General features: G+C 71.6%; 27 protein-coding genes. 9 read left to right on the forward strand and 18 right to left on the reverse strand.

Going from position 1 to position 26,908, the window contains the following annotated elements; genetic code table 11:
• Positions 1-38: 38 nt before the first annotated feature.
• From ispF to ACFQO7_RS13950, 3 genes are all read right to left on the reverse strand, one after another.
• Positions 39-506: a 2-C-methyl-D-erythritol 2,4-cyclodiphosphate synthase gene (gene ispF, locus ACFQO7_RS13940; RefSeq protein ID WP_376806751.1), complete on the reverse strand. Its 468-nt coding sequence runs from the start codon at positions 504-506 to the stop codon at positions 39-41.
• Positions 507-583: 77 nt separating this feature from the next.
• The gene (ispD, locus tag ACFQO7_RS13945; RefSeq protein WP_376806854.1) at positions 584-1,285 is read right to left on the reverse strand and encodes a 2-C-methyl-D-erythritol 4-phosphate cytidylyltransferase; all 702 of its coding nucleotides are present in this window, start codon (positions 1,283-1,285) and stop codon (positions 584-586) included.
• 26 nt (positions 1,286-1,311) lie between these two features.
• Positions 1,312-1,797: a CarD family transcriptional regulator gene (locus ACFQO7_RS13950; protein ID WP_120317389.1), complete on the reverse strand. Its 486-nt coding sequence runs from the start codon at positions 1,795-1,797 to the stop codon at positions 1,312-1,314.
• 296 nt (positions 1,798-2,093) lie between these two features.
• On the opposite strand from ACFQO7_RS13950, the gene ACFQO7_RS13955 reads away from it, so the two are divergent.
• The 5 genes from ACFQO7_RS13955 (at position 2,094) to disA (ending at position 6,787) form a co-directional block, all read left to right on the forward strand.
• Entirely contained in the window at positions 2,094-2,522 is a 429-nt protein-coding gene (locus tag ACFQO7_RS13955) for a hypothetical protein (protein WP_376806752.1), read from the forward strand.
• Between the two features lie 78 nt (positions 2,523-2,600).
• Entirely contained in the window at positions 2,601-3,401 is an 801-nt protein-coding gene (locus ACFQO7_RS13960; RefSeq protein WP_376806753.1) for a UbiA family prenyltransferase, read from the forward strand.
• 52 nt (positions 3,402-3,453) lie between these two features.
• Positions 3,454-4,179, forward strand: coding sequence for a hypothetical protein (locus ACFQO7_RS13965; RefSeq protein ID WP_360524054.1), 726 nt, complete (start codon positions 3,454-3,456; stop codon positions 4,177-4,179).
• 25 nt (positions 4,180-4,204) lie between these two features.
• Positions 4,205-5,626 (forward strand): DNA repair protein RadA, encoded by a 1,422-nt coding sequence (radA, locus tag ACFQO7_RS13970; RefSeq protein WP_376806754.1) that lies wholly within the window; start codon positions 4,205-4,207, stop codon positions 5,624-5,626.
• Between the two features lie 54 nt (positions 5,627-5,680).
• On the forward strand, positions 5,681-6,787 hold the full coding sequence (disA, locus tag ACFQO7_RS13975) for a DNA integrity scanning diadenylate cyclase DisA (RefSeq protein ID WP_373314343.1): 1,107 nt from the start codon (positions 5,681-5,683) through the stop codon (positions 6,785-6,787).
• A 485-nt stretch (positions 6,788-7,272) separates the two neighbouring features.
• Here disA and ACFQO7_RS13980 read toward each other — a convergent pair whose 3' ends face one another.
• The 3 genes from ACFQO7_RS13980 to ACFQO7_RS13990 form a co-directional block, all read right to left on the reverse strand.
• Positions 7,273-7,989, reverse strand: coding sequence for a hypothetical protein (locus tag ACFQO7_RS13980; protein WP_376806755.1), 717 nt, complete (start codon positions 7,987-7,989; stop codon positions 7,273-7,275).
• A 69-nt stretch (positions 7,990-8,058) separates the two neighbouring features.
• Entirely contained in the window at positions 8,059-8,601 is a 543-nt protein-coding gene (gene def, locus ACFQO7_RS13985; protein WP_376806756.1) for a peptide deformylase, read from the reverse strand.
• A 43-nt stretch (positions 8,602-8,644) separates the two neighbouring features.
• Entirely contained in the window at positions 8,645-9,175 is a 531-nt protein-coding gene (locus tag ACFQO7_RS13990; RefSeq protein WP_360524043.1) for a glycine cleavage system transcriptional repressor, read from the reverse strand.
• Positions 9,176-9,230: 55 nt separating this feature from the next.
• On the opposite strand from ACFQO7_RS13990, the gene ACFQO7_RS13995 reads away from it, so the two are divergent.
• Positions 9,231-10,115, forward strand: coding sequence for an HhH-GPD family protein (locus ACFQO7_RS13995; RefSeq protein ID WP_376806757.1), 885 nt, complete (start codon positions 9,231-9,233; stop codon positions 10,113-10,115).
• Positions 10,116-10,173: 58 nt separating this feature from the next.
• Entirely contained in the window at positions 10,174-11,022 is an 849-nt protein-coding gene (locus ACFQO7_RS14000) for a polysaccharide deacetylase family protein (RefSeq protein ID WP_376806758.1), read from the forward strand.
• Positions 11,023-11,078: 56 nt separating this feature from the next.
• On the opposite strand, the gene ACFQO7_RS14005 is transcribed toward ACFQO7_RS14000, so the two are convergent.
• Both ACFQO7_RS14005 and ACFQO7_RS14010 read right to left on the reverse strand, forming a co-directional pair.
• Entirely contained in the window at positions 11,079-13,607 is a 2,529-nt protein-coding gene (locus tag ACFQO7_RS14005; protein WP_376806759.1) for an ATP-dependent Clp protease ATP-binding subunit, read from the reverse strand.
• A 411-nt stretch (positions 13,608-14,018) separates the two neighbouring features.
• Positions 14,019-14,369 carry a histone-like nucleoid-structuring protein Lsr2 gene (locus ACFQO7_RS14010; protein WP_203695248.1) on the reverse strand — a complete coding sequence of 117 codons (351 nt, stop codon included), beginning with the start codon at positions 14,367-14,369 and terminating at the stop codon, positions 14,019-14,021.
• Between the two features lie 581 nt (positions 14,370-14,950).
• Between ACFQO7_RS14010 and ACFQO7_RS14015 the strand changes: the two genes are divergently transcribed.
• Positions 14,951-15,679 carry a class I SAM-dependent methyltransferase gene (locus tag ACFQO7_RS14015; protein ID WP_376806760.1) on the forward strand — a complete coding sequence of 243 codons (729 nt, stop codon included), beginning with the start codon at positions 14,951-14,953 and terminating at the stop codon, positions 15,677-15,679.
• Here ACFQO7_RS14015 and ACFQO7_RS14020 read toward each other — a convergent pair.
• The 10 genes from ACFQO7_RS14020 to ACFQO7_RS14065 form a co-directional block, all read right to left on the reverse strand.
• Positions 15,669-16,433, reverse strand: coding sequence for a type III pantothenate kinase (locus ACFQO7_RS14020; protein WP_376806761.1), 765 nt, complete (start codon positions 16,431-16,433; stop codon positions 15,669-15,671). The two genes, ACFQO7_RS14015 and ACFQO7_RS14020, sit on opposite strands and share 11 nt — an antisense overlap.
• A gap of 7 nt (positions 16,434-16,440) precedes the next feature.
• Positions 16,441-17,322 carry a carboxylating nicotinate-nucleotide diphosphorylase gene (nadC, locus tag ACFQO7_RS14025; RefSeq protein WP_360524024.1) on the reverse strand — a complete coding sequence of 294 codons (882 nt, stop codon included), beginning with the start codon at positions 17,320-17,322 and terminating at the stop codon, positions 16,441-16,443.
• A complete protein-coding gene (locus tag ACFQO7_RS14030; RefSeq protein ID WP_376806855.1) occupies positions 17,319-19,016 on the reverse strand; it encodes an L-aspartate oxidase in 1,698 nt (565 codons plus the stop codon). The genes nadC and ACFQO7_RS14030 overlap by 4 nt, the downstream gene beginning before the upstream one ends.
• A 115-nt stretch (positions 19,017-19,131) precedes the next feature.
• A complete protein-coding gene (locus ACFQO7_RS14035) occupies positions 19,132-20,019 on the reverse strand; it encodes a septum formation family protein (protein ID WP_376806762.1) in 888 nt (295 codons plus the stop codon).
• 86 nt (positions 20,020-20,105) lie between these two features.
• Positions 20,106-20,996 (reverse strand): septum formation family protein, encoded by an 891-nt coding sequence (locus ACFQO7_RS14040; RefSeq protein WP_376806763.1) that lies wholly within the window; start codon positions 20,994-20,996, stop codon positions 20,106-20,108.
• A gap of 75 nt (positions 20,997-21,071) precedes the next feature.
• The gene (locus ACFQO7_RS14045; protein WP_376806764.1) at positions 21,072-21,953 is read right to left on the reverse strand and encodes a septum formation family protein; all 882 of its coding nucleotides are present in this window, start codon (positions 21,951-21,953) and stop codon (positions 21,072-21,074) included.
• A gap of 191 nt (positions 21,954-22,144) precedes the next feature.
• The gene (panD, locus tag ACFQO7_RS14050; RefSeq protein ID WP_360524012.1) at positions 22,145-22,573 is read right to left on the reverse strand and encodes an aspartate 1-decarboxylase; all 429 of its coding nucleotides are present in this window, start codon (positions 22,571-22,573) and stop codon (positions 22,145-22,147) included.
• Complete coding sequence (gene panC / locus ACFQO7_RS14055) at positions 22,573-23,421, reverse strand: pantoate--beta-alanine ligase (RefSeq protein ID WP_376806765.1); 849 nt, start codon at positions 23,419-23,421, stop codon at positions 22,573-22,575. Before panC ends, panD begins: the two co-directional genes overlap by 1 nt.
• Positions 23,418-24,332: a Rossmann-like and DUF2520 domain-containing protein gene (locus ACFQO7_RS14060; RefSeq protein WP_376806766.1), complete on the reverse strand. Its 915-nt coding sequence runs from the start codon at positions 24,330-24,332 to the stop codon at positions 23,418-23,420. The genes panC and ACFQO7_RS14060 overlap by 4 nt, the downstream gene beginning before the upstream one ends.
• A gap of 177 nt (positions 24,333-24,509) precedes the next feature.
• A complete protein-coding gene (locus ACFQO7_RS14065) occupies positions 24,510-25,775 on the reverse strand; it encodes a phytase (RefSeq protein ID WP_376806767.1) in 1,266 nt (421 codons plus the stop codon).
• A 75-nt stretch (positions 25,776-25,850) separates the two neighbouring features.
• Between ACFQO7_RS14065 and ACFQO7_RS14070 the strand changes: the two genes are divergently transcribed.
• Complete coding sequence (locus tag ACFQO7_RS14070; RefSeq protein ID WP_376806768.1) at positions 25,851-26,879, forward strand: SAM-dependent methyltransferase; 1,029 nt, start codon at positions 25,851-25,853, stop codon at positions 26,877-26,879.
• Positions 26,880-26,908 lie beyond the last annotated feature (29 nt).

Below are 26,908 nucleotides of genomic sequence, written 5' to 3' on the forward strand. Positions count from 1 at the left end.
TTTGCCAACTGTCGACTATGCCCTGCTCAGCGACATGATCACGATTGCGGAAGCACCAGCGCGACCGCGATCGCGGCCAGCCCTTCGCCGCGGCCGGTGAATCCGAGCCCGTCCGTCGTCGCGCCGGAGACGCTGACCGACGCCCCCGCCGCGGCCGACAGCACCCGCTGCGCCTCGTCCCGGCGCGTGCCGACCTTCGGGTGCTTGCCGACGACCTGCACCGAGACGTTGCCGATCTCGAACCCGGCCGCGCGGACGAGCCGGGCCGCCTCGGTGAGCAGCGTCACCCCGGAGGCACCCGACCACTCCGGCCGGTCCACGCCGAAGTTCGCCCCGAGGTCGCCCAGGTCGGCCGCGCTGAACAGCGCGTTGCAGGCGGCGTGCGCGATCACGTCGCCGTCGGAGTGGCCGGCCAGTCCGGGCACGTCCGGCCACAGCAGCCCGCCGACCCAGCACGGGCGGGTCTCGTCGAACGCGTGCACATCCGTCCCGATACCGACCCGCACGGCCCGCCTCCTAGATCATCACGGCGCCAGGGTGGCGACACACCGTCGAACCCTGCCACAAGTTCATGATCGACGAGTCAGAGGGGGTGGGTGGCCAGGAGGGATTCGGCTATGACGAGGTCCAGGGGGCGGGTGATTTTGAGGGCCAGGTCGCTGCCGGGGACGCAGTGGACCTTGTGGCCGAGGCGCTCGACCATGCCGGCGTCGTCGGTGTGCTCGCCGACGGCTTCGGCGTGGGCGCGGATCAGGGTCAGGCGAGGGAAGCCCTGGGGGGTCTGGATCACGCGGAGGGGGGTGCGGTCGATCGTCTCCAGGACGTGCTCGCCGGCGTCCACCCGCTTGATGGTGTCGACCACGGGCAGGGCGGGCACCACGGCGGCCGCGCCGGCGCGGACCGCGTCGGCCACCGCCTCGACCAGCTCGGGCGGGGTCAGCGCGCGGGCGGCGTCGTGCACCAGCACGACCTCGATGGATTCGGGCACGACGGCCAGGGCGGCGGCCACCGACTGCTGGCGGGTCGCGCCGCCGGGCACCACCGTGGCGCCGGGCACCAGCGCGCGGACCGCGTCCACGTCGTCGGGTGGCGCGGCGATGACGATCATCGCTACCGAGGGAGCCAGGGCGAGCCTGCGGCACGCGTGCACCAGCAGCGGCTCGCCGGCCAGCTCGCGCAGGGCCTTCGGGGTTCCGCCGCCGAGGCGTACGCCCATGCCCGCGGCGGGAACGAGAACCGCGACGTCCTTGCGCCGGTGGGGCGCAGGAACGTCGCGGCTATCGATATCAGATGACACTGCCGTTGTGCGGGTCACGCCTCGGCGAGCACCTTGTCCAGAAGGACCTCTGCGCCGTCCTTGGTGCTCTTCTCGGCGAGCGCGACCTCGCCGACGAGGATGTCCCGAGCCTTGGCGAGCATCCGCTTCTCCCCCGCCGACAGACCACGCTCACGCTCACGGCGCCAGAGGTCACGCACGACCTCCGCCACCTTGAGCGGGTTACCCGAGGCGAGCTTCTCGAGATTCGCCTTGTACCGCCGCGACCAGTTGGTCGGCTCCTCGGTGTGCGGGGCGCGGAGGACGTCGAAAACCTTGGACAGGCCCTCTTCGCCAACCACCTCACGCACGCCGACGATCTCGGCGTTCTCGGCGGGCACCCGCACCGTCAGGTCGCCTTGAGCAACCCGAAGGACGAGGTATAGCTTTTCCTCGCCCTTGATGGTGCGGGTCTCGATAGCCTCGATGAGTGCGGCCCCGTGGTGGGGGTAGACAACGGTCTCGCCGACACTGAAATCCATAGGTACGAAACCCCTTTCGCTGTGTCTAGGGTAACACGGGCGTGCCGCGCAGTCCCAGCCCGTCTTGCACAGTTAGCGCAGCTCACCCCCGTTGTGAGCCGTATTTCTTCTGCTTGACACTGCTCCGGACCGCTTCTTCCGCTACGCTGAGTAACCTTTTATGCACTGATTGGCATCTGTGGGGTCGATGTCCACATCGCGAACAGACCTCAATCTCCTCCGACGCACCACTAGCGTGAGTCTGTACGACGCGGGACAGTAGAGAGACGCGGTGCTGAACGCGCGAGGAGCCGGCGATGGGCACGCTGGGCAACGGCCTTCCGGACCTCCCGCCCGAGTGGGGTGAGGTCGTCATTCCCGATGACCCCGCTGAGCTGGCCGAAGAGGCGGAGCGGGTCAGGGACGAACTGCGGGCCGAAGCCAGGGCCGCCCGGCGCGCGGCCTGGCGGGCCCGCTGGCGACGCCGGCTGCACCTGCCCGAGCACATCGACGACCCCGATCAGCCCTCGCTCGTGCTGCCGCTCATCGTGCTCGGCGTCGCCGTGGTGATCACGCTGCTGAGCCTGCTGCTCATCGCCTGGCCCGGCCTGACCAAGTCGACCCCGGAGAGCCCGCAGCCCGGCCCGCCCGTGCGCCCGGCGGTCTCCGCTCCCGCGAGTTCCCCTCCCAGAACGTCGCCGACCGGCACGACCCTGCCGCCGAGCGAGCACTTCCCGGGCCCCTGACCCGTCCGGCGCCCCGACCGCCGCCGCTTGGCGGGGCGGCCGGTCCCGACGGGGCGGGTCAGGCGCGACACTGTTGTGATGTCACCGCTGGGTCTGCTGCGCGCCTGTCATCCCCTGCCCGCGCTCGCGGTCACCGTGTTCGGCGGCCTGCTGGCGGTCGGCATGGGCCACACCCCGCGCGGCGTCGCGGCGGTCATGGGCACGGTGGCGCTCAGCCAACTGTCGGTCGGCTGGGCCAACGACGCCATCGACGCCGCCCGCGACGCGGCCGTGGGGCGGATCGACAAACCGCTGGCCGGGGACCCGGCGGGGCGCCGTACCGTCGCCGTCGCGGCCGTGGTCGCCGCCGTCGCGACCCTGGCCGCCTGCCTGTGGTGGGGCTGGCCCGCGGGGGCCTGGTTCGCACTCGCCGTCCTGTCGGCCCACCTGTACAACTGGCCACTCAAGGCCACGGCCTGGTCGATCGTGCCCTACCTGGTGTCGTTCGCCGCCCTGGTGATCTTCGTCAGCACGTCGCTGCCGGGCGCACCGGCCCCGCCCGCCTGGCTGGTCGCCGCTGCGGCCCTGCTGGCCGGTGCCGCGCACCTGCTCAACGCGGTGCCCGACCTGGCCGACGACGCGGCCACCGGAATCCGCGGCCTGCCCCAGCGGCTCGGCGCGCGGCGCAGCCTCGCCACCGCGTCCGGGCTGCTGCTGGCCGCGACGCTGACGCTGCTGGCCGGAGCCCGGCCGCCGCTGTGGGCCGGGGCGGGCGCGCTGCTCACGGCCGTTGTCCTGATCATCATCGGCTGGTACGCGGCACCGCGCGCCGCCTTCCGCGCACTGCTCGCGGTGGCCGCCGTGGACCTGGCTCTGCTGGTGCTCAGCGGGGCGCTGTGATCGGCGGCGGGTCGGCTGCGTGGCCTCGATCGCCGGACACTACGCTGAGCCCGTGACTCGCTCGATCACCATGCTCCTGGCCGGTGGTGCCACCGCCGCAGCCCTGGCCCTGACCGGCTGCAGTGCCGGCATGAACTCCCAGACCGCCGACCAGGTCGCGGCCGTGCCCGGCTACAGCCTGACCGTGCCGGGTCCGAACGGCGGCAGCGTCGCCCTGCGCGATGCGATGCTCGCCTACGCGGGCCCGAAGGGCTACGCGCAGGGTGCGACGGCTCCGCTGCAGGTGCGGATCTTCAACGACACCCAGCAGCCCATCACGCTCGACAAGTTCGAGTCGAACGACGCGGCGAGCGTCAAGCTCGTCTCGGCGGCCGACCTGAAGGCGAGCGCGAGCCCGAGCCCGGCGGCGGAGTCCCCGAGCCCGGCGGCGACCAAGTCGCCGAAGGCGTCCGGCAGCCCGTCCCCGAACGCGGAGGCCAGCCCGGAACCCGAGGCCAGCCCGAGCCCCGCCACCGCAGCCCCGGCGAAGCTCACCATCCCGCCGGCGGGCTACCTGGAGCTGACCCCGGCCAGCGGCCAGCTCCTCGCCCTGACCGGGCTCAAGAAGCCGGTGCCCAACGGCGAGGGCGTGCACCTGAAGCTGACCTTCTCCAACGGCGTGGTCATCGAGACCCTGCCGGGCACCGTGGTGCCGCTCGCGCCGCCGCTGAGCCCCGAGCCGCGCCTGCCCGCCAGCGCGCCGCCGACCCGCCCCGGCACCGAGGGCGAAGGCCACTGACACACCCACGGGGTAGGTTGCGCACGTGACTGTGCGCAGCACCTCCTCGAAGACGGCGAAGCCCGCACGCCCCGGATACGTTTGCGACGCGTGCGGGCATCAGCCTCCCAAGTGGTTCGGCCGCTGCCCCGAATGCGGCGAGTGGGGCTCGGTCATCGAAGCCTCGACCGGCCCGGCCCTCGGCGCGATGCGCAACGTGGCCCCCCGGTCCCCCGGCGAGCCCGCCCGGCCCATCGCCACCATCTCCGCCGTTCCCGCCCGTGCGGTCGCCACCGGCGTCAGCGAACTAGACCGTGTGCTCGGCGGCGGCATCGTCCCGGGCTCGGTCGTGCTGCTGGCCGGCGAGCCCGGCGTCGGCAAGTCCACGCTGCTGCTCGATGTGGCCCAGCAGTGGGCGTCCGGGGCCGGCAGCCCCGCCCTCATCGTCAGCGGCGAGGAGTCCGTCAGCCAGATCCGGCTACGCGCCGAACGCATGAACACCCTGCACGAGCAGCTCTATCTGGCCGCCGAGACCGACCTGGCCGCGGTGCTGGGCCACCTCGACGCGGTCAAGCCGGGCCTGCTCGTGCTCGACTCCGTGCAGACCATCGCCGCCCCGGGCAACGACGGTGTGCCCGGCGGTGTCACCCAGGTGCGTGCGGTCACCGCCGCGCTGATCGCCGTGGCCAAGGAGCGCAACATCGCGGCCGTGCTGGTCGGCCACGTCACCAAGGACGGCAACGTGGCCGGTCCCCGCGTGCTGGAGCACCTGGTCGACGTGGTGCTGCACTTCGAGGGCGACAAGCACTCCTCGCTGCGGCTGGTCCGCGGGCTGAAGAACCGCTTCGGCGCGGCCGACGAGGTCGGCTGCTTCGAGATGCACGAGAGCGGCATCGCCTCGCTGCCCGACCCGTCCGGACTGTTCCTCACCCGGTATGCCGAACCGGTTCCCGGCACCTGCGTCACCGTCGCCATGGAGGGCCGCCGCGCCCTGGTCACCGAGGTGCAGGCGCTGATCGGGGCGACCGTGGCCGGGTCGCCGCGGCGCACCGTCTCCGGCCTCGACTCGGCCCGGCTGGCCATGGTGCTGGCCGTGCTCCAGCGGCGCACCGAGCGCATGGCGCTGCACGACAAGGAGGTGTTCGCCGCGACCGTCGGCGGCATCCGGGTCGTGGAGCCCGCCGCCGACCTGGCTGTCGCGCTCGCCGTCGCCTCCGCCGGGCTCAACCTGTCCATGTCGCCCCGGCTCGCGGCCATCGGTGAGGTAGGTCTCACCGGTGAGGTGCGCCGCGTCGGCGCGGTCCCCCGACGGCTCGCCGAGGCGGCCCGGCTCGGGTTCAAATACGCTCTGGTACCGCCTGGTTGCGGACCGTCGTCGACGGGCACCCCGGCCGGGGACATGCGGGTCGAAGAGGTGTCCGATCTGCGTACGGCACTGCACTGGGCTGCACGGTTGTCCGCTGAGTGACGCTTCCACCACGGGCCGCCGGGCAGTCTCCGGCGGCCCCCGTAGACTGTGCCCGTGCCGATCGATCGCGACACCACCTGGAACACCGCCGCAGTCGGCGGTGATCCGTTGCGCGCCACCCTGGCACGGGTAGCTCCGGGCACGCCTCTGCGCGACAGCCTCGAGCGCATCCTGCGCGGCCGGACCGGCGCCCTCATCGTCCTCGGGTACGACAAACTCATCGAGACCCTGGCCACGGGCGGTTTCCCGCTTGACGTCGAGTTCTCCGCCACGCGCCTGCGTGAGCTGTGCAAGATGGACGGCGCCGTCGTGCTCTCCGCCGACGGCACCCGCATCCTGCGCGCCGCCGTACACCTGATGCCCGACGCCTCCATCCCCACCGAGGAGTCCGGCACCCGCCACCGCACCGCTGAGCGCGTCTCCAAGCAGAGCGGCTACCCGGTGATCTCGGTCAGCCAGTCGATGCACATCATCGGCGTCTACGTGGCCGGCCAGCGGCACACCCTGGACGACTCCGGGCAGATACTCTCCCGGGCCAACCAGGCCCTGGCCACCCTCGAGCGCTACAAGCTGCGCCTCGACGAGGTCAGCGGCACCCTCTCCGCCCTGGAGATCGAGGACCTGGTCACCGTCCGCGACGCCCTGGCCGTCGTACAGCGCCTCGAAATGGTCCGCCGCATCAGCGACGAGATCGCCGGCTACGTCGTCGAACTCGGCACGGACGGCCGCCTCCTCTCACTCCAACTCGACGAGATGATGGCCGGCGTCGACGCCGACCGCACCCTCGTCATCCGCGACTACCTCCCCCCGAACCGCAAGACCAGAACCGTCGACGAGGCCCTGGTAGAGCTGGACCTCCTGACGGCCAGCGAACTCATCGACCTGGTCTCGGTCGCCAAGGCCATGGGCTACCCCGCCACCACCGAGGCCCTCGACGCCGCCGTCAGCCCCCGCGGCTTCCGCCTCCTCGCCCGCGTCCCGCGCCTCCCCGGCGCCATAGTCGACCGCCTCGTCGACCACTTCGGCAGCCTCCAGCGCCTCCTCGGCGCCACCGTCGAAGACCTCCAGGCCGTCGACGGCGTCGGGGATGCCCGCGCGCGGGGTGTCCGCGAAGGCCTCTCTCGTCTCGCTGAGACGTCGATCCTTGAGCGTTACGTCTAGACCGTGACTGCGTAGGCGTTCCGCGGGGGTTGGGGGTCGAGGGCTGGGGCCGCAAAGAGCGCGGCCTTTTACGCCCTCGACCCCCAACCCCCGCTCCACGCCACCCTCACAAAGTAACCAGATAAAAAGAGCACCCTTTTCCCACAAAGCGACAGCCTCCCCGCCCCGCTTCACCAACCCGGTTCAGGGCGTAACAGATGACGGCATCTGCCCCGACCAAGCGTTGGACGGCGAACAGCGGAGATCCGTGTTCTCCGCTGACATGAGTTCGGGGCGTTGCTGGTGGTGGCTACGCGTTGCTCAGGGGACGGCATGTGGGTCGGTAAGGCTGTCGCTTTCACCTTGGGTTGCCCCACTTACCTTGACCACCGACGGGCGTGCGCCTACGGCCGGAGCGGAGCCGGGGGAATGCTCGTAGGCGCGTAAAAGGCCGCGCTCTTTGCGGCCCCAACGCCGAGAGCATTCCCCCGGCTCCGCGACCCCACCTACGTAAGCTTCAACGTCACAGAAGCAGAAATCGCCGTCCCGACCCGCGCATACAGCCGATACTCCCCAGCAGCAGGCACCGGCCCATCAGGCACTCGCTTGATCGACTTCTCACAAGCAGAACTCGAATGCCCGTTCCACACCACCGTGTACGACCGCTCATGCGCCGGCGGGAAAGAACGCACCTCGTGCCCCCGCGGCCCCCCGCAGTCGTCGCTCGACCAGACCTTCTCCGTGCTCTTCAGGATCCGCAGCTCCTGCAGATCGGCACCGACGTCACGAGTACAGGTCCGCTGCGAGACGTTCTTGATCAGCAGCGTGATCAGCAGGTCGCTGCCGCGCTTGAGGCTGGTCTGGGCGGGCTTCGCGGTCACCTTGATCTCGGTGTCCGTGCAGGCGTTCGGGTCGACTTCCCCCTCGCCTTCGCCTTCGTCCTCACCCGCGCTGGTCGGCGACGGGGTCAGCTCGGACACGGGCGTGATGACGCCGTCGGTCGGTGACGCTGCCGGGGACGCGAGGGGTTCACCGGCCGCCGAAGCGGGGGACGCGCCTGCGCTGGTCGGCGTGCCGTTGGCGGTGGGTTGCTGGGCGCCGCCGCTGCCGGTGCCCCGCACCACCAGGGTGATCATGAGTACGGCAGCCAGCAGCGTACCGAGCACCATGGCGCGGCGTCGCCAGTAGACGGCTGCGGGCAGCGGACCCACTATCAGTCTCATGATGTGCTCACGCTAGCGCCCTCGATCACGACACGCACTACGCGACACGCTCAGTAGGCGAAGTCCGTGTCACAGATAGACTTTGCGCTGATAGATCGCGTGCGCTCCGCTCACCTTGTCCAAAAAGAGCAGTCCGTTACAGTGGTCGATCTCGTGCTGGAGCGCGCGGGCCTCGAACGCATCGGTGGTGATCGTCACCTTGCGGCCGCTGCCAGGCAGTTCGCCGGTGACCACGATGCGCCCGGCGCGTTTGACGTCGCCGGTGAGGTCGGGCACGGACATGCAGCCCTCGCGGCCCGGCCGCCACCGGCTGGCCTCCACGATCACCGCGTTCGCCAGCACGAACGCGCCGTGCAGGGTGGCCGCCTTGGGGTGGCCGGTGACGTCCACGGCGAACAGCTGCACGCTGACGCCGACCTGCGGCGCGGCCAGGCCGACGCAGCCGGGCGACACGGCCATGGTCGCGACCAGGTCCGCGGCGAGCGCCACGATCTGCGGGTCGGTCGGATCGACGGGCTCGCCGACGCGGCTCAGCACCGATTCCGGCGCGGTGACGACGGGCAGCGCCCGGCCCGTGCCCAGCGTGGTGATGTCCCAGCCTTCGATGCTCACGCCGCCTCCTCGCCGTGCCGGTCGCCGTCGGTGTGCGGGCCGCTCATAAGACGTCCGCCCCGGCGGGGCGCAGGTTGACCTCGACGCCGAGTTCGTCGGCGACGTGCGCGAGCCGCTTGGTCAGCTCGCCGGGCACGCCTTCGGGCAGGTCGACCTCGGCGACGAGCAGGTACAGCGGGCCGACCAGGCGGGTGGACAGGTCGGTGACGTTGCCGCCGGCGTCGGCGACGACCCGGGTCACCGCCGCGACGATGCCGAGCCGGTCCGCGCCGTGCACGCTGAGCAGGTACGGCAGGCCGCCGTTGTGCGGCGGCTCGTCGGGTCCGACGTCGCGGACCGTCACCAGCAGCTGGCCGTCCGCGGACAGCGGCAGCAGCGCGGCCTCGACCTCGGTGGCGCTGGCCGGCGCGGTGCAGATCAGCGTCATCGCGAAGTGGCCGCGCAGCCGGGTCATGGTGGAGTCGGTGAGGTTCGCGCCGAGCCTGGCCAGCGCCTCGGCGACGTCGGCGACGATCCCGGTGCGGTCCGGTCCGATCACGGTGACGGCCAGTTCGGCTCCGTGCACGTCAGTCATGCCTGCTCCTCGACGCTCGCTCCTGCGGGCATTGTGCACCAGTAGGGTGGAGCGCATGTCCGAACTCGCCTCGCTGACCACTGCGTGGTACGACGTCAACGCGCGTGATCTGCCCTGGCGGGCTCCGGAGATCGGCGCCTGGCCGGTGCTGATCAGCGAGTTCATGCTCCAGCAGACGCCCGTCGTGCGGGTGCTGCCGGTGTGGCGGGAGTGGGTGGCCCGCTGGCCCGCCCCGGCGGACCTGGCCGTGGAGGACTCCGGCGAGGCGATCCGGGCCTGGGGGCGGCTGGGCTATCCCCGGCGGGCGATGCGGCTGCACGCGTGCGCGACGGCGCTGGTGGAGCGGCACGGCGGCGAGGTGCCGCGGCGGCTGGACCAGATGCTGGCGCTGCCCGGCGTCGGGGACTACACGGCGCGGGCGGTGCTGGCGTTCGCGTACGGGCAGCGCCATCCGGTGGTGGACACGAACGTGCGCCGAGTCGCGGCGCGGGCGGTGAGCGGGCTGGCCGACGCCGGTGCCGCCACCACCCCGGCGGACCTGACGCTGGTGGAGTCGCTGCTGCCGCGGGCCGACGCGGCGGCGGCGCGGGCCAGCGCGGCGTTCATGGAGCTGGGCGCGGTGCTGTGCACGGCGCGTACGCCCCGGTGCGAGGCCTGCCCCCTGCGGGAGCGGTGCGCGTGGCGGCGTTCCGGCGCGGCGCTGCCGGCGGGCCCGTCCCGCAAGCCGCAGCGCTACGCGGGCACCGACCGCCAGGTGCGCGGGCTGCTGCTGGCCGTGCTGCGGCAGGCGACGGGGCCCGTGCCGAAGCCGGCCCTGGACGTGGTGTGGCCGGATCAGGTGCAGCGGGAGCGGGCCCTGGACAGCCTGCTGGCCGACGGTCTCGTGGTGCCCCGGGGGGAGCGTTTCGGCCTGCCCGGGCGTGTTCCCGCCGATTTCTGACTCGGCCTCGAGCTTTCCGTGGTATTGCGGATTCACTCAGCCTGGATAGAGTCCGGGCGTGGCCCCCACCCCCGTACGCCGCGCCATTGCCGTGTTCCTGTTGACCGCCCTGCTCGCGCCTGCCGCGTGCAAGAGCGCCGGCCCGGACCCGATTTTCGCCGGCCCTGACGTCAGCCCGACGCCGTCGGCCTCGCCGAGTCCCAGCGCTTCGCCCAGCCCGTCGGCGTCGCCGTCGCCCCCGGCGGTCAAGTCCCTGCAGTGGTATCTGGACAAGGCCCCCAAGTTCGGGCCCGCACCGGCCCCGCACCGGGTCAAGGTGCCGGAGAGCGCGTCGGCCATGTGGCTGTTCAAGGTGCCGACCACGAACAAGGTCGCCTTCATCACCATCGACGACGGTGCGCTGTCGCGTAAGCCGGAGGTCATCGAGTTCATCCGGCAGGCCAAGATCCCGGTGACGATGTTCCTCAACTCCCCCGCCGCCACGAAGTACACGGCGTACTTCAAGGCGATCCAGGAGGCCGGCGGCATGGTCGAGAACCACACGATCACGCACACGTCGCTGAAGGGCAAGTCGTACGACTTCCAGAAGAAGGAGATCTGCGGGTCGGCGGACAAGCTGGAGCAGCTGTTCGGCCGCCGCCCGACGCTGTTCCGGCCCCCGTTCGGCAACAAGGACGCCACGACGCTGAAGGCCGCGCACGACTGCGGGGCGCAGGCGGCGTTCTTCTGGACGCAGACGGTCGACAAGGGCATCGTGCGGTACCAGACCGCAAAGAAGGTCGTGCAGCCCGGCGACGTGCTGCTGATGCACTTCCGCCCGGCCCTGATGGACGACCTGCTGGGCGCCCTGAACGCGATCTACAAGTCGGGCCTGACGCCCGCCCTGCTGGAGGACTACATCGGCTGAGCGCGTAGAAAGAGGGGCACCGCTCGCGCGGTGCCCCTCTTTCGTAAACGTGCTTGTTACGCGGCGGCGTCGCTGCCGACCGGCTCGGCCGGGGCCTCGGGGACCTCGGGAGCGGCCGCCTTCTGCGATGCCGTGAAGGTCAGCTTCGACGTCTCGATCTGCTCCGGGTCGCCCTCGCAGTCGACCAGCACGTGCTGGCCGGGCTTGAGCTCCTGGAACAGGATCCGCTCGCTGAGCGTGTCCTCCAGCTCGCGCTGGATCGTCCGGCGCAGCGGCCGGGCGCCCAGAACCGGGTCGAAGCCCTTCTTCGCCAGGTACTTCTTGGCGTTGTCGGTGAGCTCCAGGCCCATGTCCTTGTTGCGCAGCTGGTTCTCGATCCGCTTGATCATGATGTCCACGATCGAGAGGATCTCCACCTCGGTGAGCTGGTGGAAGACGATGGTGTCGTCGATACGGTTCAGGAACTCCGGGCGGAAGTGGGTCTTCAGCTCGTCGTTGACCTTGACCTTCATCCGCTCGTAGTTCGACTCGGCGTCCTCGGACTTCTGGAAGCCCAGCGAGACCGCCTTGGCCACGTCCCGGGTGCCCAGGTTGGTGGTCAGGATGATCACCGTGTTCTTGAAGTCCACGATGCGGCCCTGGCCGTCGGTCAGGCGACCGTCCTCCAGGATCTGCAGCAGCGTGTTGAAGACGTCCGGGTGGGCCTTCTCGATCTCGTCGAACAGGACCACCGAGAACGGCCGGCGGCGCACCTTCTCGGTCAGCTGGCCGCCCTCGTCGTAGCCGACGTATCCGGGCGGGGCGCCGACCAGGCGGGACACCGTGTAGCGGTCGTGGAACTCGGACATGTCCAGCTGGATCAGCGCGTCCTCGCTGCCGAACAGGAACTCCGCGAGTGCCTTGGACAGCTCGGTCTTACCGATGCCGGACGGGCCGGCGAAGATGAACGAGCCGGACGGGCGCTTCGGGTCCTTGAGGCCGGCCCGGGTGCGCCGGATCGCCTTGGAGACCGCCTTGACCGCGTCGATCTGGCCGACGACCCGCTTGTGCAGCTCGTCCTCCATGCGCAGCAGGCGGGAGGTCTCCTCCTCGGTCAGCTTGTACACCGGGATGCCGGTCCAGTTGGCCAGGACCTCGGCGATCTGCTCGTCGTCGACCTCGCTGACGACGTCCAGGTCACCGGCCTTCCACTGCTTCTCCCGCTCGCCCTTCTGGCCCAGGAGCTGCTTCTCCTTGTCGCGCAGCTGCGCGGCCCGCTCGAAGTCCTGCGCATCGATCGCCGACTCCTTGTCGCGGCGCACCTGGGCGATCTTCTCGTCGAAGTCGCGCAGGTCCGGCGGCGCGGTCATCCGGCGGATGCGCATCCGGGCGCCGGCCTCGTCGATCAGGTCGATCGCCTTGTCCGGCAGGAAGCGGTCGGAGATGTACCGGTCGGCCAGGTTCGCCGCCGCGACCAGGGCCGCGTCGGTGATGGTGACCCGGTGGTGCGCCTCGTAGCGGTCCCGCAGGCCCTTGAGCATCTCGATGGTGTGCGCCACCGAGGGCTCGCCGACCTGGATCGGCTGGAAGCGGCGCTCCAGCGCGGCGTCCTTCTCCAGGTGCTTGCGGTACTCGTCCAGCGTGGTCGCGCCGATGGTCTGCAGCTCGCCGCGGGCCAGCATGGGCTTGAGGATGCTGGCGGCGTCGATCGCGCCCTCGGCGGCGCCCGCGCCGACCAGGGTGTGGATCTCGTCGATGAACAGGATGATGTCGCCGCGCGTGCGGATCTCCTTGAGCACCTTCTTCAGGCGCTCCTCGAAGTCACCGCGGTAGCGCGAACCGGCCACCAGAGCGCCGAGGTCCAGCGTGTAGAGCTGCTTGTCCTTCAGCGTCTCGGGCACCTCGCCCTTGACGATCTTCTGGGCCAGGCCCTCGACCACGGTGGTCTTGCCGACGCCGGGCTCACCGATCAGCACCGGGTTGTTCTTGGTGCGGCGGGACAGCACCTGCATGACCCGCTCGATCTCCTTCTCGCGGCCGATCACGGGGTCGAGCTTGCCCTCCCGCGCCGACTGGGTCAGGTTGCGACCGAACTGGTCCAGCACGAGGCTGGTGGACGGAGCGGCCTCGCCGGTGGCGGTGCCGGCCGCGGCCGGCTCCTTGCCGCCCTGGTAGCCGGAGAGGAGCTGGATGACCTGCTGGCGCACCCGGTTGAGGTCGGCGCCGAGCTTCACCAGCACCTGGGCCGCGACGCCTTCGCCCTCGCGGATCAGACCGAGCAGGATGTGCTCGGTGCCGATGTAGTTGTGGCCGAGCTGCAGCGCCTCGCGCAGGGACAGCTCAAGCACCTTCTTGGCCCGCGGCGTGAACGGGATGTGCCCGCTCGGCGCCTGCTGGCCCTGGCCGATGATCTCCTCTACCTGCTGGCGCACGCCCTCCAGCGAGATGCCGAGACTTTCCAGCGCCTTCGCCGCGACGCCCTCACCCTCGTGGATGAGGCCGAGCAGGATGTGCTCCGTGCCGATGTAGTTGTGGTTGAGCATCCTGGCTTCTTCTTGGGCCAGGACGACCACCCGACGCGCCCGGTCGGTGAACCGCTCGAACATTCCCGCTCCTCACCTACGCCTCAGTTCCTCGAACCCCTGCCGGAGATCCGCGGCGGCGAAGCTGTTTCACTCACTCTAACGCCAGACCCCGACCATGTCGGCCCGCCGGAAACGCTCGTCCGGTCACCGTTGGGTAACCATCGGGTCGCTTACCGTCGACTAGAAAGCGGAGGAAACGGGGCATCTTGCCCTGCAAACCGCCGACGTGGCTGGCATCAGAGCCAACCTTGCCTCGCTCGCGGCTGTTCCGCATCCAGGACCGCTACGCGCACAGCGAAATATCTGTGTCCACATCCTGGCCGACCCGCCCGGCGCGGACCCTCGGACGCGAAAAACGGTACGACGCGAAGGAAGCACGTAACCTTCGCGCCGTACCGCCAATCCGGCAAACGCCGCAAAACCTACAAAGGGTTACCGCAGACCGGCGGCGTAGTACGCCTCGATCACCTTCGCCGGCACCCGGCCCCGGTCGTTGACCGCTTCACCCTGCCCCTTGGCCCAATCCCGCACCCGCTGGTTGAAAGCACGCTGCTCGGCCGCAGTCGGCGCCTTCGCCTTGGGGGCCGCGGCGGGTCCACGACGACCGCTCTCCTTGCGCGCGGCGGCCACGAACGGCGCCAGCGCGAGGGCCAGCTTGTCGTGGTTCGCCGGGCCGAGATCGATCTCGTAATTGGCGCCTTCGAATCCAAATCTCACACTGCGGACATCGCCCTCGGAACCATCGAGGTCGTCCGCCAGCACCACAATCTCGCGCCTGGCCATACGGTCTTCCTTTCTTCGCCGCCCCGGATCCTCCCCGCCAGTCGAGGGCGCCATGAATTCATAGTGCAAGCGCTCGCCAGGATAGCCACTCATTGACAGCGGATCAATTCCGGCGTGACCCATTATTCGGCATACCAACGCCGGGCGCGGCGCGAAGTCGGACAGCTGCTCGGTCGATTATCCTCTGACAAGGGAAAACGGATTCGCCGTGCCATTGCCGAGAAGCCGTGGATACCGGTTCCTGCGCGCCGGACGCACGGCATACCGCCGCAGCGGTTTGCTCGCACTGCGCAGTCGTCCGGGCACCAGCCGTGGAGCGGGCGAACAATTCGCGCTCAGCGACGGACCGATGACCCTGTGCGCCGCCCGGCCTATCCGGCCGCCCAATGCGCGGCCGGTCGGCAGCGCCGGGGGCGGGATCGTCCCGCCCTGTGGGCCCGATTCGGGAAACGCCGCCGCGGGCGTATCCGAGCGGCCCGGGATGAGCCTGTCGATCGATCCACCCGGACGGGACGAATACCTCCCGGACGGGCGGCACTAGGGTGGGCCGGGCGTTATGGCGACACACACGGGAGGCGCACATGGACCCCATCGACGAGCACCGGCTCTCTTTCGGCGCCGTGGCACAGGCATATCAGCAAACCCGCCCGACCTATCCGGCCGAAGCCCTGGCCTGGGCGATCGGCACCGCCCCCGGCCGCGTGGTCGACCTGGGCGCCGGCACCGGCCAGCTCACCCGGGTGGCGCTGGCGGCCGGCTTCGCCGTCGTGCCGGTGGAACCCGACCCCGCCATGCGGGCGGCACTCGACGCGGCCACCCCCGGCACCGTCGCACGGGAGGGCTCGGCGGAGTCCATCCCGCTGCCCGACGGGTATGCCGACGCCGTCGTCGTGGGCACCGCGTACCACTGGTTCGACAAGGAGCGGGCGCACCCGGAGATCGCCCGGGTGCTGCGTGCTGGCGGCGTCTTCGCGCCCATGCGCAACGACCGCGACCTGAGCGTCGACTGGGTCCGGCAGCTGGACGCGATCGTCCAGGCGGCCCGCTTCCACCGGCCCGACGAGGTCGACTTCGGCCCGCTGTTCGCGCCGGCCGAGTGGGCGACGTTCCGGCACGCCGTCACGCAGACCCCCCAGGGCCTGCTGGAACTCATCGCCACCCGGTCCTGGTATCTCGTCGCCGCCGAGGACCTGCGGCAGCGGCTGCGCGACCAGGTCACCGAGCTGTGCGCGACGCACCCCGACCTGGCTGGACGGGACACCTTCGAGCTGCCCTACGTCACGACGGTGTGCCGGACGGTCAGGCGTTGACGTTGCGCTCGTACACCATGCGCAAGCCGATCAGGGTGATCATCGGCTCGTGATGGGTGATGGTGCGGCACTCGCCCATCACCACCGGCGCGAGCCCGCCCGTGGCGATCACCGCGGTCACCCCGCCCAGCTCCTCGATCATCCGCTCGACGATACGGTCCACCTGGCCGGCGAAGCCGAAGTACATGCCGGCCTGCAGGCACTCGACCGTGTTCTTGCCGATCACCGAACGGGGCTGGGCGGGCTCGACCTTGCGCAGCTGGGCGGCGCGGGCCGCCAGGGCGTCAAAGGAGATCTCGATGCCCGGGGCGAACGCGCCGCCGAGGAACTCGCCCCGGGCGCTGATCACGTCGAAGTTGGTGGTGGTGCCGAAGTCGACGACGATGGCCGGCCCGCCGTAGAGGGTGTGCGCCGCCAGCGTGTTCACCACGCGGTCGGCGCCCACCTCCTTCGGGTTGTCGATGGCCAGCTGCACGCCCGTCTTCACCCCCGGCTCCACGACCACCGCGGGCAGCCCGGCGTAGTAGCGGCCGAGCATGGTGCGCAGCGAGCGCAGCGCGGCGGGCACGGTCGAGCAGGCCGCCACCCCGGTGATCTCGACGTTGTCCCCGGCCAGCAGGCCCCGGAACATCAGGCCGAGCTCGTCGGCGGTGTTGCGGGCGTCGGTCTTCACCCGCCACGAGTGCACGATCTTGTCGCCCTCGAAGGTGGCGAGCACCGTGTTGGTGTTACCGATGTCGATACAGAGCAGCACCCGACGTCTACTTCCGCGCTCGGAGGTCCAAGGCGATGTCCACGATAGGCGACGAGTGGGTGAGCGCCCCCACCGACAGGTAGTCGACGCCGGTGGCCGCGTACTCGGCGGCGACCTGCAACGTCAGGCCGCCGGTGGCCTCCAACTCGGCCCGGTCGCCGACCGCCGCGACGACCTCGCGCAGCAGTTGCGGGGACATGTTGTCGCAGAGCAGGAAGGTCGCCCCGGCGGCCACCGCCTCCTGCGCCTCGGCCAGGGTGGTCACCTCGACCTGCACCGGCACGTCCGGGAAGTTCGCCCGGACCAGGTCGTACGCCGCGGTCACGGAGCCCGCCGCCAGCTTGTGGTTGTCCTTGATCATGGCCACGTCGTACAGGCCCATGCGCTTGTTGGTGCCGCCCGCCGCGCGGACCGCGTACTTCTCCAGCGGCCGCAGGCCGGGGGTGGTCTTGCGGGTGTCCAGCACCAGCGCCTTGGTGCCGGCGAGCTGCTCCACCCAGCGGCGGGTGTGCGTGGCCACCCCGGACATGCGGCAGAGCAGGTTGAGCGCGGTGCGCTCGGCCGACAGCAGCGTGCGGGTCGGCCCCGTGATCGTGGCCAGCACGTCGCCGCGCGCCACCGTGTCGCCGTCGGCCGCGTGCACGGTGACCTCCGCCCCCGGACCCGCCAGCTCGAACACCAGCTCCGCCACGGCCAGCCCGGCGAGCACACCGGCCTCCCGGGCGATCAGATCCGCGGTGTCGACCTGGTGCTCCGGGATGGTCGCGACACTGGTCACGTCGAGCCGGTCCGGCCCCAGGTCCTCGCGCAGCGCGTTCGCCACGATGCGCTGCACCTCGTCCGGGTCGAGCCCCGCCTTGAGCAGCTGCGCCTGCGTCGTGTCCCTCACGCCATCGCCTCCCACGTATCCGTCGTCGTGCCGTCCTCGGCGAACCCGGGAAACAGGTGCCCCCGCCAGCCCTCGTCCGCCTCTGCATGATCCTCGCGCCAGTGGCACCCGCGCGTCTCGGCGCGCAGGGACGCCGACGCGACCAGAGCGCTCGCGACCGTCAGCAGGTTCGCGAACTCCCAGCCCGCGGTGCGCCCCGGCAACGGCGGCGTGCCCACCTCGCGCAGCACCCGCGTGGTCTCGGCCAGCGTCTGCGCGCTGCGCAGCACGCCCGCCCCCCGGGTCATCGCCCGCTGCAGCTCCCGCCGCCGCGCGGCCAGGTCCACCGGCGGCTCGCTCGCCGGAACCAAACCCTCCGGCGTCCACGCCAGACCCCCCGCGGGCAGGTCCGGCCCGGCCGGGGCGAGCACCGGGTCGGTCTGTGCGGGCAGGTCGCGGGTGATGTCGGCGGCGATGCGGCGGGCGAAGACCAGGCCCTCCAGCAGCGAGTTCGAGGCCAGGCGGTTCGCGCCGTGCACGCCGGTGCAGGCGACCTCGCCGCAGGCGTACAGGCCGGGGATGCTGGTGCGGCCGTCCAGATCGGTGCGGACTCCGCCGGAGGCGTAGTGCGCGGCCGGGGCCACCGGGATCAGGTCCACCGTGGGGTCGACTCCGGCGGCCAGGCAGTACGCCGTGATCGTCGGGAACCGGTGGGCCAGGTCGGGCACGTGCCGGGCGTCCAGGTAAACGTGATCGGTGCCCGAGGCCAGCATCTGCCGGTGGATGCCCTTGGCGACCACGTCGCGGGGCGCGAGCTCGGCCAGCTCGTGCTGCCCGACCATGAACCGCTTGCCGTCCCCGTCGACCAGGTATGCCCCCTCGCCCCGCAGCGCCTCGCTGACCAGCGGCTGCTGCGCGGTCCGGTTGTTCGGCAGGTAGAGCGACGTCGGGTGGAACTGCACGAACTCCAGGTCGGTGACGTCCGCCCCGGCGCGCAGCGCCAGCGCGACGCCGTCGCCGGTGGACACGATCGGGTTGGTGGTCGCCGCGAAGATCTGGCCCAGCCCGCCGGTGGCCAGCACGACGGCGCGGGCGAGCACGGCTCCGACGCCGTCCTCGGTGCCCTCGCCGAGCACGTGCAGGGTCACCCCGCAGGCCCGGCCGGCGGCGTCGCGCAGCAGGTCGAGCACCAGCGCGTGCTCGACGAGGCGGATCCACGGGTCGCGGCGCACCGCGGCGTGCAGCGCCCGCTGCACCTCGGCGCCGGTCGCGTCGCCGCCCGCGTGCACGATGCGGTTGGCGTGGTGCCCGCCCTCACGGGTCAGCATCAGCGAGCCGTCCGGGTGGCGGTCGAACTCGGCACCCATCTTGATCAGTTCGCGTACCCGGGCCGGGCCCTCGGTGACCAGCACGTCGACCGCCGCGGGGTCGCACAGGCCGACGCCGGCGACCAGGGTGTCCTGGGCGTGGGCGGCCGGGGTGTCCAGCGGGTCCAGCACGGCCGCGATGCCGCCCTGGGCCCAGCGGGTGGAGCCGTCATCGATGTTGACCTTGGTCACCACGGTGACGTGCAGGCCTGCCTCACGCAGGTGCAGCGCCGCGGTCAGGCCGGCGATGCCGGACCCGATCACCACCACGTCGGTGGGTTCGAACCAGCTCGCGGGCCGCGCGGGCAACGCCCGAGGCAACACCGGAAGATCAACCGGGACTGTCAACGCCTTGCGCACCAGCACAGTCAACCGCGCCGCAGCCCGCCGTTCACCCCCGACCCCACGTGACACCCCTCACCCGCCCCCGGCACAGGGCCGGGGACGGGTGCGGGTATCGGGCTCAGTTGGTGGGCAGAACCTTCGTGCCGCCGTTGCGCAGCGACTTCGTGAGCTTCTTCTTGTCCAGCCAGAGGTGGCAGCGCACGCCGTGGTCGCCGGCCTCCCAGTCGGACTTCGACGGCCAGTTCCACACCACACCGGTGCGGTAGCTGATGTTCGAGTCGTTGGGCACCTTCACGAACTTGGCGACCAGCGTGCGGCACTCCTTGGCGATGCGCGTCTTCATGCCGGCCAGGCTGCTGTAGGCGGCGCCGCCCGCGTTCCACACGCCGACGAACTCGGCGTTGTGGGCCTTGTTGCAGGCGGTGGAGACCAGCCGGGTGCCGTACTGGTAGCAGCCGAACTTCAGCGTGGACGCCTTGGTGAACTCGCCCTTGAGCGAGGCGGTACGGGCCACCGGGTCGCCGTACTGGCCGTCCAGCGCGGTCAGCTCGCAGCGGTACCAGCGCGCGCCGCCGTCCCAGCCGGCCGCCGACGGCACCGAGACGCCGAACCACAGGGCGCCGGAGCGCCAGTCGCCGCCGAGGAAGTCGGTGATGCGCTTGTCGCAGTCGGCCCAGGCCGCGCGCATGTCCGGCGAGCCCTCCGACGGCACCGTGGTGCGCGAGGCCGCCTCGCCGGTGAAGTCCGCGACGGCCACCGTCTCGTAGGTGTGGCTCTGGTCACACTCGACCGGCTTGTAGGACGAGCGGTAGCTGACGTCGCGGAAGCCGTCGTCGCACTTGGCCTCTTCGGGCCGCCAGCTCTGGGCCGCGGGCATCGCCGGCCACTGGTTGGTGAGGTCGCCGTCGGCTCCCGCCGGCAGCTGCCCCCCGCAGGCCGATGTGGCCAGCAGGGCAGCCGCGACCAGCACGACCCCTGCGACCCTACGGCCGATCACCTCACGCATCAGTGCCCTCCCCAAGCCATGCCGAACATGAATGGGGAGCATATTTCATACCCGCCACCGGGTTCGACGCGTATCCGGTCGACCGGTCAGCTCGGGATGCCCTTGCCCGCGGTGCCCTTGGCCGAGCCCGTCATCTTCTTCGTCTCCAGCCACAGATAGCAGCGCACACCGCGGTCGCCGCCGGCCCAGGTCGCCTTGCTGTACGGCCACGAGATCACGCCGTACTTGCTGGTGGCGCTCACGCTGACGCCGATGAACGTGGCCATCGCCTTGCGGCAGTTGTCGTGGAAGTAGTCCCAGTCCGTCTCGCTCGCCGGGTACTTGCGGTTGGCCGCGGCGGTGAACGTGCCGACGTACTCCGCGTTGTGCGACTTGGCGCAGTCGGTCTCCGGCATGGTGTCCACCGAGCCGTTCTTGCCGCTCTCGGCGAAGCAGGTGAGCAGCAGCGGCGTCGGCAGCGAGCCGCGCAGGCTGCCGGTGCGGCGGACCCAGTCGGCCTTGTCGGTGACCGTGGTCAGCTCGTTGAGCTCGCAGCGATACCACCGGGCGCCGCCCTGCCAGGCCGCGGCCGAGGGCAGCGTCAGGTCGAGGGTGAGCCGGCCGTCGCGCCACTGCCGGCCGACGAACGCGGTGGACCGCTCGTCGCACTCGGCGAACGCGCCCGCGAGCACCGCGTCGTCCGCCTCCGGCGCGGTGGCCAGCTCGGCGGCGGCACCGGTCAGCGTGCCGACGTAGACCGTCTCGCCGTAATGCTCCGTGGCGCAGTCGACCGGCCGGTACGCGGTGGCCCGGCCGGTCTGCTCGTACGCCTTCTCATGGCACACCTCGGCGCTGGGCGTGAACACCTGCGCCGCGGGCAGGCTCGCCCAGTCGTCGGCGAGCTTGCCGTCCACACCGGGCACCGGCGAGGAGCAGCCCGCCAGCGCCGCCAGTGCGCAGACGGCCGCACTGGCGGCGATCCTCCGCCTCCATGCCATGTGTCGTCCCTCCCAGACGTCCGCCCGGGAGCCTAACGGACGGAAGGCGACCGCGACAGCGGTGCTGTCGGCCTTCTACCAGCCCGGAACGCCCTTGCCCTTGGACCCCTTGGCCGACTTCTTCATGGTCTTGCCGTCATAGAACCAGAGCACGCAACGCACCATCCGGTCACCGGCCGCCCAGGACTCCGGGTTGTTCGGGCTGGAGATGACGCCGATCCGGCCCGCACTGCTCAGGCTGACACCCATGAACTTGGCGGCCAGGTCCTGGCACTCGTCGTGGAGGACGTTCCACTGCCGCTCGGACTTCGGGTATGCCGTGCTCACGCTCGCGCGGTAGGCGCCGACGAACTCGCTGTTGTGCGCCTTGGCGCAGGCCACCTCGGGCATCTTGACGATCGAGTCGCCCTTCTCCTGGGAGTTCACGCAGCCGACCAGCAGCGCGGCCGGCACGTCGCCCTTCAGGCTGCCGGTGCGCTGCACCCAGTCCGGCGCGTCGAACACCGTGGTGACCTCGGCGAGGTCGCACCGGAACCAGCGCGCGCCGCCGGTCCAGGCGGTCGGGGTCGGCACGGCCAGGGTCAGTTCGAGGCGCGCCAGGCTCCAGGAGCGGCCCAGGTAGGTCGTGGCCTCCCTGTCGCACTCGGCGAGCGCGGCGGCGTTGTCCTTCGGGCCGGGCGAGGTCGTCAGGCCCTTGAACTCGCCGACGTGCACGACCTCGCCGTAGTGCGACTTGGCGCAGTCGACGACGGCGTCGGTGTAGCGGCCGGTGTCCTTGGGCGCCACGCCGAGGCAGACGCCCGCCTCGGGCACCCAGCCCTTGACGTCGGCGACCTTCACCCAGTCGTCGGTCAGCTTCGAGTCCACCTCGGCCGGCAGCGCGGTCCCGCAGCCGGCCAGGGCCAGGTTCGTCAGTAGTGCGGCCAGCATGGTGCCGACCGTAAGGCGTCCCCGCATCGCCCATCCTCCCAGGTCATAAAGCCTGGGCGAGCCTAAGCGAAACCCGTCGGGACCGTATCGGCCTAACGGCCGAGACCGCGATCACATCGGCGACGATTTCGCAGCTCAGAGGCAGGGAACGCCCTTGCCCTTGGTCCCTTTCGCGGATTTCGTCCTACTCTTCGACTCGAACCACATAGCGGATCGGCCTAACGGCTCAGGGTCAGGTCGCCCCGGACGACGTCGCCCACCATGCCTGGCACTGCCTCGGCCGGGTCCGCGCCGAGCGAGATGATCCGGTTGTCGGCGTCCACGTGCACCACCCGCGGGGTGTACGACCGGGCGGTGGCCTCGTCGGCCTGCGCGTACGAGATGAGGATGACCAGGTCACCGGGCTTGACCAGGTGCGCCGCCGCGCCGTTGATGCCGATCACGCCGGTGCCCCGCTCGCCCGGGATGACGTACGTCTCCAGCCGCGCCCCGTTGGTGATGTCCACAATCGCGACCTGCTCGCCGGGCAGCAGGTCGGCGGCGTCCATCAGGTCCTCGTCGATGGTGACCGAGCCGACGTAGTGCAGGTCGGCCTGGGTCACCGTGGCCCGGTGGATCTTGGACTTGAACATGGTGCGCAGGAACATCAGGCCGGTTCTTCCTCGGTCGTCGGGGCTGCCGCGTCGAGGTGGACGGGCAGGTTGTCGATCAGCCGGGTGGTGCCGACGCGGGCCGCGACCAGCAGCCGCGCCTCGCCCGGACCCGGCTCCTCGCTCAGGTCGGCCCCGCGCAGGGCCAGGTAGTCCACGTCCACCCCGGCCAGCTCGGCCCGCGCGGCGGCCAGCACCGCCGCGGGCTCGCGCCGGGCGGCCCCCGCCCGGAGCGCCCGGGACAGGGCCAGCGCGGTCTCCCGCTCCGGCGCGCTCAGGTAGCGGTTGCGGCTGGACAGGGCCAGCCCGTCCGGCTCCCGGACCGTCGGCACCCCGACGATCTCCACCCCGAGTTCGAGGTCGTGCACCATGGCCTTGATCAGCGTGAGCTGCTGGTAGTCCTTCTCCCCGAAGAACGCCAGGTCCGGGCGGGTGAGCAGGAGCAGCTTGCCGACCACGGTCAGCACGCCCGCGAAGTGGCCGGGGCGCACCGCCCCCTCCAGCACCTCGCCCAGCGGGCCCGGGTGCACGGTGACCTGCGGCTGCCCGTGCGGGTACATCACCTCGGGTGTCGGCGCGAAGAGCAGGTCGACGCCCTCGGCCGCGCACAGCGCCAGGTCGGCGTCGAAGGTGCGCGGATAGCGGGCCAGGTCCTCGTTCGGACCGAACTGCAGCGGGTTCACGAAGATCGTCGCCAGTACGACGTCGGCGTGCTTGCGGGCCTCCCGCAGCAGGGTGGCGTGCCCCTCGTGCAGCGCGCCCATGGTCATCACCACAGCCACGGAGCCCCGCGCGGCCGAACGCGCCGCGGCCAGCTCCTCGCGGGTGCGGACGACGGCGGTCACTTCGCCGCCTCGCCGAGCTGCCCGGCGTCGGCGGCGGTCGGGTCGGCCAGCACGCCCAGCAGCGGCTCGGCGTCGACCGCGCGCAGCCGCCCGTTGGCGATCACGCGGTCCGCGGTGCGCCGGGCGAGCGCGACGTATGCCGGGAGCGAGTCGGGGGCGGTGCGGGCCAGCTCCTGCACGTGCCGGGCGACGGTGCCCGCGTCGCCGCGCGACACCGGGCCGGTGATCGCCGAGTCGCCCATGCGCAGCGCGTTCTCCAGCGCGGCGGTCAGCAGCGGGCCGAGCACCTTCTCCGGGCTCAGCACGCCCGCGTCGCGCAGCCGGTCGGCCGCCTCGTTCACGAGGGTGACCAGGTGGTTCGCGCCGTGGGCGAGGCCGGCGTGGTAGAGCGCGCGACGGTCCTCGGCGATCCACTCCGGGCTGCCCGCCAGGTCGCCGACGAGCGCCTGGGCCAGGGCGCGCACCGTGGTGTCGGCGGCGGTCACGCCGTACGAGATGCCGGGCAGCCGGTCCAGGTCGGCGGCGGTGCCGGTGAAGGTCATCGCGGGGTGCAGCGCCAGCGTGCGGGCGCCGACCGCGGCGGCCGGGGCCAGCACGGCCAGCCCGTGCGCGCCCGAGGTGTGCGCAACGACCTGGCCCGGTCGCAGCGCGCCGGTGGCGGCCAGGCCGGTCACGACGCCGGCCAGGGCGTCGTCGGGCACCGCGATGATCAGCAGATCGGCCGCGGCGCGGGCCACCTCGTCGGCGGGAAGATTCTGCGCACCGGGAAGCAGGGTGCGGATGCGGTGCTTGGCCGCGGCGGACACGCCGGAAGCGGCGACTACCCGGTGTCCCGCGCCCCGCAGGGCGGCGGCGAGGACCGCGCCGACCCGGCCGGCGCCGATCACACCGATGGTGAGCTCAGCACTCATGATCTGATCCAGTCCTCTTCTTCGGGGTACCGGTCGGGGCAAGTATGACCCCGTGTCCTGATCACTGGACAGAGACTGTGCGAAACCGCACTGCCGCGATTCGTTCACATCCGCACAACGAAAAGCGCCCCCGGGACCACCTCCCGAGAGCGCCTTTCGTGACCGCCGTCTCGCCGGTCAGTGCCTATTCAGGAAGCCCGCGTCCAGGAACTTGACGTTGGTCGCGGCCCGGTCGCCGGACGGGGTCTCCTGGCCGTCGTGCACCACCAGCAGGCCGCCGGGGAAGCCGGGCAGCGGAGTGTTCACCACCGCCGCGCCGTCGCACTCCTGGGAGCCGTCGACCCGGCCGTCGACGACCGCGAAGCGGCCCGTGGGGCGCAAGGTCAGCCGGTCGTACGTGTAGAAGGTGTCGTCACCCTGCGAGGAGACCAGCAGCGTGCCCGCGTACCGGCCGGTCTTGAAGATCGTCACGCCCTCGACGTCGGCGGCGATGCGCCCGCCCTCGCCCGGATCGGCCGACCAGTCGACCGTGCACTCCTCGGTCTGCGGGTCGTAGACCGCCGGGACGCCGTACTCCCGGGTCCGCTCGACCATGCGCGGCGTGTAGCCGAAGCGGCCGCCGGTGACCGACACCCGCCACAGCGCCACGTCCTCCTGCGCGGCGTAGAGCACACCCAGCGCCGGGTCCACCGTCATGCCCTCGACCTGCGGCAGCTCGCCCGGCTCCAGGCACGGCGTCCACGAGCCGCCGCCCTTCAACGCGAACGTGTCCGGCAGCACCAGCCGGTCGACGCGCTGGTAGCTCACCTTCGCGCCCTTGGCGACCAGGCGGAACATGCCCAGCTCCGGGGTGTGCCGGCGGCTGGCGACCGCCAGGAAGTCCCGGCCGTCGCGGAACGTCGCCAGCCCGTACGCGGTGGCCTGCTCGTTGACCTCCTCCTGGGTGCTGTTGAACGCGAACGGCGCGTCCGGCGCGGTCACGTCGGTCAGCACGCCGTCGTCGATGCGGTAGAAGCGCAGCTTGTCGCGGCCCCGGTCGGTGACCACGGCCAGGTCGACCAGGCGCCCGTGCAGCGGGAAGCCGGTCACGAGGTCGACGTTGTTGAACCGGCCGGGCTCGTCGTCCGGGCCCGGCGCGTCCGGCGTGGCGAACGACTGGGTCTCGCGTCCCCGCAGGTCGTAGACGCGCAGGCCGCCGTTCTTCGCGGTCACGATGACCCGGCTGCGGGCCTTGTCCCGCTCGTTCACCCAGATCGCCGGGTCGTCCGCGTCGGCGTCGCCGCCGGGCTCGTCGTCGTACAGCGCGGGGGTCTCGAATTTCGCCGTGACCGCGCGCAGGGCGGGCACGCCGCCGGTCGCCGGCCCGGGTTCGGCCGCGGCCACGCCGGGCAGCGCGGTCGCCGCCAGGGCGCCTGCCGTCAGGCAGGTGAGAATACGTCGCATGGCCGGAAACTAGATTCGGCAGGGCAACCCAGGACGAACGGAGTGTGAACCGTTTCCATGCGCTGGCGGGACGCGATGCGAACTGCGCTGTACGGGCCGGACGGGTTCTTCGTCCGCGAGCGGCCCGCCGACCACTTCCGGACCAGCGCCCAGTCGCCCCACTTCGCCCGCGCGATCGCCGCGCTCGCCGCCGACGTGGACCGGGCGCTCGGCCGGCCCGAGGTGTTCGACCTGGTGGATGTCGGTGCGGGGCGGGGCGAGCTGCTGCACGGCGTGCTGGCCTCGCTGCCCGTGTCGCTGCAGACGCGGGTCCGGCCGGTGGCCGTGGAGGTCAGCGCTCGCGGGGACGACGGCATCACCTGGCACACCGAACTTCCGCGCGGATTGACCGGGCTGCTGCTGGCCACCGAGTGGCTCGACAACGTGCCGCTGGACCTCGCCCGCGACGGGTCGTACCTGGACACGGACCTGCAGCCGTGCGGAACCGTCGATCCCGTCGACGCCGCCTGGATCGCTCGGTGGTGGCCCGCCGGTGCGGACGACGTCGTGGAGATCGGGCGCAGCCGTGACGAGGCATGGGCCGACGCCGTCGGCGCGCTGGACGCGGGGCTCGCGCTGGCGGTCGACTACGGACATCTGCGCGACCGGCGACCGGCGCTGCCGACGGCCACCGGCTTCCGGGACGGCCGTGAGGTGCCCCCGGCCTTCGACGGCAGCACCGACATCACCTGCCACGTCGCCATGGACTCCATCGCTGCCGCGGCTGCGCGGCCGGGCGGAGCGGCCGACGCCCGTAGCGAGGCCTTGCCGAGCGGAGCGGATGACGCCTGCGGAGAGGCCTGGCCGAACGATGCGAGGGAGCCTGGCGGGGCTGGCTGGCGGTTGCTGGACCAGCGCACGGCGCTGCACCGCCTCGGCGTCACCGCCGGCCGGCCTCCGCTCACCCTGGCCTCGACCGATCCGGTCGGTTACGTGCGAGCGCTGGCCGCGGCGAGCGAGATCGGCGAGCTGACCGCCACCGGCGGGCTGGGGGCGCACTGGTGGCTCGCGCAGTGGACCGGCCTGGACCCGAGCGAGCTGCCCTTCCTGCTCACCCACCGCTGACCGACCGCCCGTCCCAGGCCGCAGCGGGC

This window comes from Catellatospora aurea, assembly GCF_042663325.1.
Lineage (GTDB): Bacteria > Actinomycetota > Actinomycetes > Mycobacteriales > Micromonosporaceae > Catellatospora > Catellatospora aurea.